Origin of the sequence: Streptomyces zinciresistens K42 (assembly GCF_000225525.1) — a bacterium.
In the GTDB taxonomy this organism is placed as follows: domain Bacteria; phylum Actinomycetota; class Actinomycetes; order Streptomycetales; family Streptomycetaceae; genus Streptomyces; species Streptomyces zinciresistens.
The window spans coordinates 1-7,584 of record NZ_AGBF01000258.1; the positions used below are offsets into that span (position 1 = coordinate 1).

Annotated in this window: 8 protein-coding genes and 2 pseudogenes; 4 read left to right on the forward strand and 6 right to left on the reverse strand. The window is 75.5% G+C overall.

Annotation, left to right across the window (positions count from 1 at the left end; translation table 11 throughout):
* From SZN_RS33630 to SZN_RS33650, 5 genes and pseudogenes are all read right to left on the reverse strand, one after another.
* Window positions 1–659, reverse strand: a pseudogene (locus tag SZN_RS33630) (molybdopterin-binding oxidoreductase); the annotation flags it as partial.
* A gap of 147 nt (window positions 660–806) precedes the next feature.
* The gene (locus SZN_RS33635; RefSeq protein ID WP_007503974.1) at window positions 807–1,556 is read right to left on the reverse strand and encodes an anti-sigma factor; all 750 of its coding nucleotides are present in this window, start codon (window positions 1,554–1,556) and stop codon (window positions 807–809) included.
* Window positions 1,553–2,137: a sigma-70 family RNA polymerase sigma factor gene (locus SZN_RS33640; RefSeq protein ID WP_007503975.1), complete on the reverse strand. Its 585-nt coding sequence runs from the start codon at window positions 2,135–2,137 to the stop codon at window positions 1,553–1,555. Before SZN_RS33640 ends, SZN_RS33635 begins: the two co-directional genes overlap by 4 nt.
* A gap of 175 nt (window positions 2,138–2,312) precedes the next feature.
* Entirely contained in the window at window positions 2,313–3,281 is a 969-nt protein-coding gene (locus SZN_RS33645) for a M56 family metallopeptidase (RefSeq protein ID WP_007503976.1), read from the reverse strand.
* 11 nt (window positions 3,282–3,292) lie between these two features.
* A complete protein-coding gene (locus SZN_RS33650) occupies window positions 3,293–3,673 on the reverse strand; it encodes a BlaI/MecI/CopY family transcriptional regulator (protein ID WP_007503977.1) in 381 nt (126 codons plus the stop codon).
* 289 nt (window positions 3,674–3,962) lie between these two features.
* On the opposite strand from SZN_RS33650, the gene SZN_RS33655 reads away from it, so the two are divergent.
* A complete protein-coding gene (locus SZN_RS33655; protein ID WP_007503978.1) occupies window positions 3,963–4,619 on the forward strand; it encodes a GNAT family N-acetyltransferase in 657 nt (218 codons plus the stop codon).
* Complete coding sequence (locus SZN_RS33660; protein WP_007503979.1) at window positions 4,616–5,410, forward strand: M15 family metallopeptidase; 795 nt, start codon at window positions 4,616–4,618, stop codon at window positions 5,408–5,410. Before SZN_RS33655 ends, SZN_RS33660 begins: the two co-directional genes overlap by 4 nt.
* A gap of 41 nt (window positions 5,411–5,451) precedes the next feature.
* Here SZN_RS33660 and SZN_RS33665 read toward each other — a convergent pair whose 3' ends face one another.
* Window positions 5,452–5,811, reverse strand: a complete 360-nt coding sequence (locus SZN_RS33665; RefSeq protein WP_043734491.1) for an ArsR/SmtB family transcription factor — start codon at window positions 5,809–5,811, stop codon at window positions 5,452–5,454.
* 138 nt (window positions 5,812–5,949) lie between these two features.
* Here SZN_RS33665 and SZN_RS33670 point away from each other — a divergent pair, with 138 nt between their 5' ends.
* Both SZN_RS33670 and SZN_RS33675 read left to right on the forward strand, forming a co-directional pair.
* Window positions 5,950–7,290: an MFS transporter gene (locus tag SZN_RS33670; RefSeq protein ID WP_007503983.1), complete on the forward strand. Its 1,341-nt coding sequence runs from the start codon at window positions 5,950–5,952 to the stop codon at window positions 7,288–7,290.
* Window positions 7,291–7,358: 68 nt separating this feature from the next.
* Window positions 7,359–7,584 (forward strand): annotated as a pseudogene (locus tag SZN_RS33675) (hypothetical protein); the annotation flags it as partial.

Consider the following 7,584-nt stretch of genomic DNA (forward strand, 5'->3'; position numbering starts at 1 on the left):
GACCGGCCCAGCACACCCGCCCCGGCGGACGCCGCCGCCGCGGCGGTGGCGGCCACTACGAACCCGCGGCGGTCCCAGCCGGGCTCCACGCCCTCGGCGGCGGTGCCGTCGCCCGCGGTGCCGTCGACGTCTGCGCCTGTGCCTGTGCCTGTGCCCGAGCCCGTGCCCGTGCCCGTGCCCGCGCTCGCGGGAGCCGTGAGCCGGCCCGCCAGGACGTACAGCAGCAGCGCCCCGGCGACGGCGCCCGCCAGCGACGGAAGGGCGTCGGTGAAACCGGCCGAGTCGGGGCGCCCCGTCGCGGCGACGGCGCCGACCGCGCCGAACACCAGAACTCCCGCGGCACCCGTGCGGCGATACCGCAGCGCGACCATTCCGAGTGCCAGTGCGAAAATCGCAAGGACGGCGAGAATTCCGATCTGGAGCACCAGTTTGTCGTTGGTGCCGAAATTCCTGATCGCCCAGTCCTTCACCGGTGCCGGGGTGCGGTCGATCGCCGCTCCGCCGACCGCGACGACCGGACCCGCCTGCGGCCGTACGGCCGTTGACACCAGCTCAGCCACGGAGAGCGCGGCGAAACCGGCCAGCGCGCCGCTGAGCGCGCCGAGGCCGAGCCGCATCGGGCCGAGCGGGCGGCGCCTTTTCTTCTCGTCGTCGGTCACGCGGGGAATCCGGCCCCGAAAGCCCGGCGGATTGGTCGGCCACCCGATCTGATGAATCTTTTTCCCGGACCAATCCGCCGGCTCCACGGCTACGGATTTATGGTAAGGGGCCTATACGAGAACGCCCGCTTTCCGCGCCCCGCCCCCTCACGCGAACTCCATCAGGGCCAGCGGCGCGGTCGTGGGCCGTGCCGAGCCGCCCGCGGGCTCCACCGTCACGCCCATGCCGGACGACCGGCCGACGGCGCCCTGCATCAGCACCGCCCGCGCGCCGCGCCCCGGGTCCAGCAGCCCGGCGGAGCGCATCGTGCCGCCGTCGTCGAACCACAGCTGGTACGTCTTCCCGCCGGGCGGGCGGGGCAGGCCGGAGACGACGAACACCGCCCGGTCCCGGGCGCGGGAGACGACCACACTGCCCCTCGCCCCGTCCGGGAGGCGCCCGGCACGCGTCGTCGCGTCGGGCGCGGACAGCACGGCGGCGATCTCCGCGCTCTGCCGTTCGGCGGCGGCCTCCCGTCTCACGGCCTCCTGGGCCCGGTCGTACTGCCACCACGCCGTGCCGCCCAGGGCCGTGGCCCCGGCCAGGCACGCGGCAAGGGCCCAGCGCCCCAGCACGGCCCCGCGCGCCGTCCCGCGCCCCGCGCGGGCGGTATCCGCCGTGCCGGGGCTCTCCTGGCGGACGGTGCCGATCCGGCGCAGCACCTGCTCGCGCATCTCCCGGCGGGGTGCGGCCGCGGCGGCCAGGCCCAGCCGGGCCGCGGTGGCGGCCAGTTCCGCGCTCTCCTGCGCACAGGGCGCGCACCCGGCGAGGTGCCGCTCGAACGCCTCGCGCTCGTCGTCGGGCAGGGCGTGCAGGGCGTAGGCGCCCGCCATCCGGTGCAGGTCGTCGGTGATCACGCCGTCACCCCCAGGCAGTCGCGCATCCGGATCAGGCCGTCGCGCAGGCGGGTCTTGGCCGTCCCCAGGGGCAGCTTCAGCGCCTCCGCGACCTGCCGGTAGGTCAGCCCCCGGTAGTAGGCCAGTGTCACGGCCTGCCGCTGGATCTCGGTCAGCGTGCGCAGGCAGCGCCGCACCTGTTCGTGCTCCAGCCGCGCCTCGACCTGCTCACTGACCTCGTCGTACTCCGGTGTCCGGTCCAGCAGGGCCGCCTTGTGGTCCCGCAGCGCGGCCCGTTCCACGGAGCGCACGCGGTCCACGGCCCGACGGTGCGCCAGCGTCAGGATCCAGTTGACGGCGGTGCCGCGCTCGGCGCTGAAGCCCGGGGCGGTGCGCCAGACCTCCACCAGTACTTCCTGCGCCACTTCCTCCGACTGGGCGTGGTCGCGCAGCACCGCGCGCGCCACTCCCAGCACCTTGCTCGCCACGGCGTCGTAGAGCCCGGCGAACGCCTTCTCGTCGCCCAGCGCCACCCGCCCCACGAGCTCTTCGAGATCCGGCACCCTCGCCGGACCGCCACCGATGTACACGGCCTCTTTCACAGCGTCCTCCGCGCTAGGGGCAACTCCGGACGTAATCCGAATCCGCGCAGGCCGAGGATTGGTCCGAGGCGCCGGAAAGTCCCGCTCACCCGTCCGGCGGGAACCGCGGCGGGAACCGCGGCGGGGCCGGGGCGGGGCCGGGGCGGTGCGCGCGGAGCGGCCGTACCGGCCGGTGTCAGCCGCCCAGATGGGCGGTGTTGGCGAGCAGCAGGGCCGGGCCGAGGGCGAGGGCCAGCGGCAGGGCGATCGTGGCGGCGGTCAGCGCCCAGGTGAGCACCCGCATCAGCGGCGCGGTGGCGGCGGCGGTGGAGGAGATCAGCCGGCGTATGCGCTCGGCGGCGTCGGGGCCGGTCATCGCGAGCGCCCTGGGGGGCTCGGCCCGGTTCGGGACGCTGCACATCTCCAGCAGCGCCGAGGCCACCGTGCGCCGTCCGTGCTTGCGTGCCGCGTGGTCGTCGGCCGCCATCTCCGCGAGCCTGCGGACCTGCCCGGCGTACGGCCGCAGCAGCCCCGCCCAGCCGAGGGCAGCGGTGAGCACCTCGGCGGCGAGGATCGCGCGGTGGTGCCCCATCCGCAGATGGGCCCGCTCGTGGTCGAGGGTGGCCGCGTACTGGGCGGGGGAGAGCAGCTCGCGCGCGGCGGTCGTGACGACGATCCGCGAGCGGCTGCCCCCGCCGGGGATGCAGAACGCGGCGGGCGCCGCATGGGTCAGGACCCGTACCGACGGGTCCTCGCCCGCCCCGTCGCGCGCTCCCTGCGCGTCGGCGGTCAGCCGGTGCCGGTCGCGTTCCTGGCGCACCCGCATCGACCTGCGCACCGCCGTCACCGACAGGGAGGCGGCGCCCAGGAACAGCAGGAGCAGGGCCGCGTCGGCCAGGCCGCGCACCTGCCAGGCACCCCCGTAGGCGGCGTGCACGCGGGGCTTGGCGGCGTGGAACAGCCAGACGACGCCGTGCTCCCAGAAGTCGTGCGCGGTGAGGACCAGAGCGGCGGTCAGCGAGGCGAGCAGCCCGAGCGCGTACGCGTGCCACAGGCGCAGCGCCGTCCGGGGAGCCCTGCTGACCCAGCGCGCCCCCGCCAGCCGCCGCGCCAGCGGCCCGCCCAGCAGGAAGGCGTACGCGAGCAGAGCGACGATGACGGACACGGCGGGCCGCTTCAGTCCTCGGGAGCCGGATCGGCCGGCGTCTCCGCGAGGGCCCGGCGCAGCGCCTCGGCCTCGGCGGCGTCGAGGCGGCCCGCGAAGCGCAGCAGGGCGCCCGCGCGGTCGACCGAGGACTCCAGGGCCTGTTCCATGAGCTCGGCGGAGTAGTCGTCGGCGCTGCGCAGCACGCTGTAGCGGAAGGAACGGCCCTGTTTGACGCGCTCCAGCCAGCCCTTGGTGCGCAGGCGTTCGGTGACCGTCATGACGGTGGTGTAGGCGAGGTCGCGCCCGTCGCCGTTGAGCGCGTCGGCGACCTCGTGGATGGTGAGCGACTTCCCGCCCGCCGCCCAGAGCACCCGCATGATGTCGGCTTCCAGTTCGCCGAATGGCCGCATCGTCCGCGCTCCCGCCTGCCTGCCCGTCTCCCGGCCCGGCCCGCCGCCGGTCGTGGGCCGCCGGTTTTCCCATCGGCGCCGGAAACTCTACCCTGGCTCTAAACACTACCCGCTGTAGAAATTCTACCTGTCGTAGTAGTTTGCGGGTGTGGACGTCGAACGAGGCGCCGCAGCGCCACCGAGCCCTGCCCTGCCCACCCCCACCCCCGACCCCTCCGGTCCTGTCGGCCGCGCCCCCGTGTCGCGCACCCCCGGCCGGGGCGCACCCCCCGGCTGCGCACTGCGGCCGATGGGTCCGGAGGACCTGCCGTTCGTGGTCGCCGAGCACCTGGCCCACTTCCCGGACGGCTTCTTCGCCCGGCTGGGCCGCGGCTACCTGACCGCTTACACCCGCACGTATCTGACGAGCCCTCATGCCGTGGCGTACGTCGCCGAGGCGGACGGCGCGCCCGCCGGGTTCCTGTCCGGCGTGCTCGACCCCGTGGCGCACCGGCGGCACGTGGTCCGCGTCCACGGGCGGCGGCTCGCCGCCCGCGCCTGCGGCTCCCTGGCCGTACGCCCCGCCCTGGCCCTGCACTTCCTGCGGACCCGGCTGGGGCGTTACGCGCGCAAACTCCTGCCCGCCCGCCGCTCGGCACCGCCGCCGACCGGCGAAGCGGCGATACGCACCGGTGCCACGGCCGTGCTCGCCCATGTCGTCGTGGCCTCCCGGGTGCGTTCCTACGGCCTCGGCTCGGCGCTCGTCCGCCGCTTCACCGAGGACGCCGCGGCGGCCGGCTGCGCCCGGATGAGCCTGGTCACCGCGGCCGGCGCGGACGGCGCCGGCCCCTACTACGAACGGCTCGGCTGGCAGAAGGCCGGCGAGACCACGACCCCCGAGGGCCGAACCCTGCTGACGTACGAGTACGACCTGACCCTCCGGCCTTCGCGAGGTACCGCACAGTGATCCGCGTCACCACCCGCGTCTGGGCGCCGCTCGTGACGGCCGCGCTCCTCCTGACCACGGCCTGCACGGGCGCCGGATCCGGCACCGGCGGTGCGGCCCCGTCCGCGACCCGTTCCGCGCCGTCCTCCGCCCCGTCCTCCACCGGGCCCGCCTCCGCACCCCGGGCCGACGCCGTGGTCCGGCCGGTCTCCGCGGCGCAGTGGCAGCGGATCCGCGCCGCCGGCATGGTCCGCGAGGGCTGCCCGGTGACCTCGCCCGACCAGCTGCGCCGCGTCGAGCTCAACCACTACGGCTTCGACGGCAAGGTCCGCCGCGGTGTCCTCGTCGTCAACGCCGACACCGCCGAGAGCGTCGCACGGGTCTTCACCCGGCTCTTCGAGGCGAAGTTCCCCATCCGCGGGATGAAGCCCCTGGAGGAGTACGGCGGCGACAACACCACGAGCCTGGCCGACGACAACACGGCCTCCTTCAACTGCCGCCGCCCGAACCAGATCAACGCCCCCGAGAAGGAGTCCCCGCACGGCAACGGCCGTGCCATCGACATCAACCCGGTGGAGAACCCCTGGCAGGACCTGCGCTGCAAGTGCTGGAAGCCGAGCGCGGCGAACAACGCGCGCACCGAGGGCCAGGGCAAGATCCTCGAAGGCGGCACGGTCTGGCGGGCGTTCCGGGCCGAGGGCTGGATCTGGCAGGACATCTCCGTGCCCGACTACATGCACTTCGACACCGGCTACCCGTCCGTGCCGTTCACCGGGCCGCAGCGCGCCACCGGGAGCCCCGCCGCGGGCTGACGTGAGTGAGCGGCCGGTGGTGGGGGCCCGGTGACGCGGGCTCAGTCGTGCGGGGCCCGGCCGCTCACCCTGTGGTCGGCGTGGCTCAGGGCCTCCACCACCAGTCGCCGCAGATGCCCGTCGCGCAGGCTGTAGTAGATGTGGCGGCCCTCGCGCCGGGTCTCCACCAGGCCCGCGAGGCGCAGTTTCGCCAGGTGCTGGCTCACGGCGGTGCGGGACGCCGCGCACCGCTCGGCCAGTGAGCCGACGTCCGACTCGCCCTGCGCGATCAGCCACAGCAGGTGCAGCCGGGTCACGTCGGAGAGCATCCCGAACACCTCGGTCGCCTCGGCCAGACGTGCGCTGTCCGGGGGGCGCAGATGCGCACCGGGCGCAGTTGGCAAGGGTTCGCGGGCAGGCATGTGCACAGCGTAGAGGGCGGCCCCGCCGAGCGGGCGGGCCGCCCTCACCCCTGTGCGATTCTCATGTGCGCAGATGCGCACCTGTGGATATGGTGACGGTGGACGTGCTCTCCCACACCGACGCCCCGGAGCCGCCGCATGCTCTCCGTCCTGCGCCACCGCACCTACCGCAGCCTGTTCGCCGCCCAGGTCGTCGCCCTGGCCGGCACCGGACTGGCCACGGTCGCCCTCGGGCTCCTGGCGTACGACCTCGCGGGCGCCGGCGCGGGATCGGTCCTCGGCACCGCACTCGCGATCAAGATGGGGGCGTACGTCGCCATCGCCCCCGCGATCGGCGCCCTCGCGGACCGGCTGCCGCGCCGCGCCCTGATGATCGGCGCCGACCTCACCCGGGGCGGGGTCGCGCTCACGCTGCCCTTCGTGGACCAGGTCTGGCAGGTCTACGTCCTGATCTTCCTGCTCCAGTCGGCGTCGGCCGCGTTCACCCCGACCTTCCAGGCCGTCATCCCCGACGTCCTGCCCGCCGAGGCGGACTACACCCGTGCGCTGTCCCTCTCCCGGCTGGCCTACGACCTGGAAAGCCTGTTCAGCCCGGCACTCGCCGCCGCACTCCTCTCCCTGATCTCCTACAACTGGCTCTTCCTCGGCACCGTGGCCGGCTTCCTCGGCTCCGCGGCCCTCGTGCTCTCCGCCGTCCTGCCGAAGCCGGCCGCCGCCGCACCGCCCGCCACCGGCTCCCCCGCACGGACGGGCGGCGCGACGCGGCTGTTCCTGCGCACCCCGCACCTGCGGGCCCTGCTCGCGCTCAACCTCGCGGTGGCGGCGGCCGGCGCGACGGTCACGGTCAACACGGTCGTGTACGTCCGCGGCGCACTGGACCGCGGCGCGGCCGACGTCTCCCTGGCGCTCGGCGCGTACGGCGCCGGCTCGACGGCCGTCGCGCTGCTCCTGCCCCGCGTCCTCGACCGCGTCACCGACCGCACGGTGATGCTGAGCGGCGGCCTGCTGCTGACGGCGGTGTTCGCGCCGCTCGGCGCCGTGACCGCGGCGGACGGCGGCGCCTGGCGCTGGCCCGGCCTGCTGCTCACCTGGGCGGCCTTCGGCGCCGCGTGCTCCCTGGTGCTCACCCCGACCGGCCGGCTGATCCGCCGCGCCGCCCCGCCGCGGCAGCGCACGTCCGCCTTCGCCGCCCAGTTCTCCCTCTCCCACGCCTGCTGGCTCCTCACCTACCCCCTGGCCGGATGGCTCGGCGCGGTGGCGGGCCTGGGGGCGGCCGTGCTCGCGCTCGGCACCGTCGCCCTGCTCGCCGCCGTGCTCGCGGTCCGGCTGTGGCCGGCGCGGCGGCCCGACCCGGACGAACACGACCACAGCGGCCTCCTCCCGGCCGCCCACCCCCACCTCGCGGACGCCGTGCGGGTGCGGGGCGGCTGGCGCCACAGCCACCACCGCCTCCCGGACGGCATGCACGCGCCGGGCTGAGCCCCCCTCCACGCCCCGGCCCGCGACCCTCGTCCGCGACCGCATCCATCGGGGCCGCCCCGCACCGGACCGCGCGCGTGATGCTGGTGCTCCCCGCGCTGGGCCTGTACCGCTGGGTCCCCGCCCCGGCCGGACGCGTGCTCGCCGTCGTCGGCGGGGAGGCCGGGGACGCCCTCGGGCACGCGTGGCGGATCGCCGGGCGCCTGTCCCTCGCCGTCGGCCGCTTCCTCGCCGGCCTGCTGCGCCGGACCCTGGCCGAGCCCGCCAGCTGGGCGTACCGGACCGTGCTCCCCC

Bases quoted from the DNA above. Each gene is read 5' to 3' on its own strand.
- SZN_RS33650 (WP_007503977.1), bottom strand. From the start codon at position 3,673: ATGCGGCCATTCGGCGAACTGGAAGCCGACATCATGCGGGTGCTCTGG.
- SZN_RS33670 (WP_007503983.1), top strand. From the start codon at position 5,950: ATGCTCTCCGTCCTGCGCCACCGCACCTACCGCAGCCTGTTCGCCGCC.
- SZN_RS33655 (WP_007503978.1), top strand. From the start codon at position 3,963: ATGGGTCCGGAGGACCTGCCGTTCGTGGTCGCCGAGCACCTGGCCCAC.
- SZN_RS33665 (WP_043734491.1), bottom strand. From the start codon at position 5,811: ATGCCTGCCCGCGAACCCTTGCCAACTGCGCCCGGTGCGCATCTGCGC.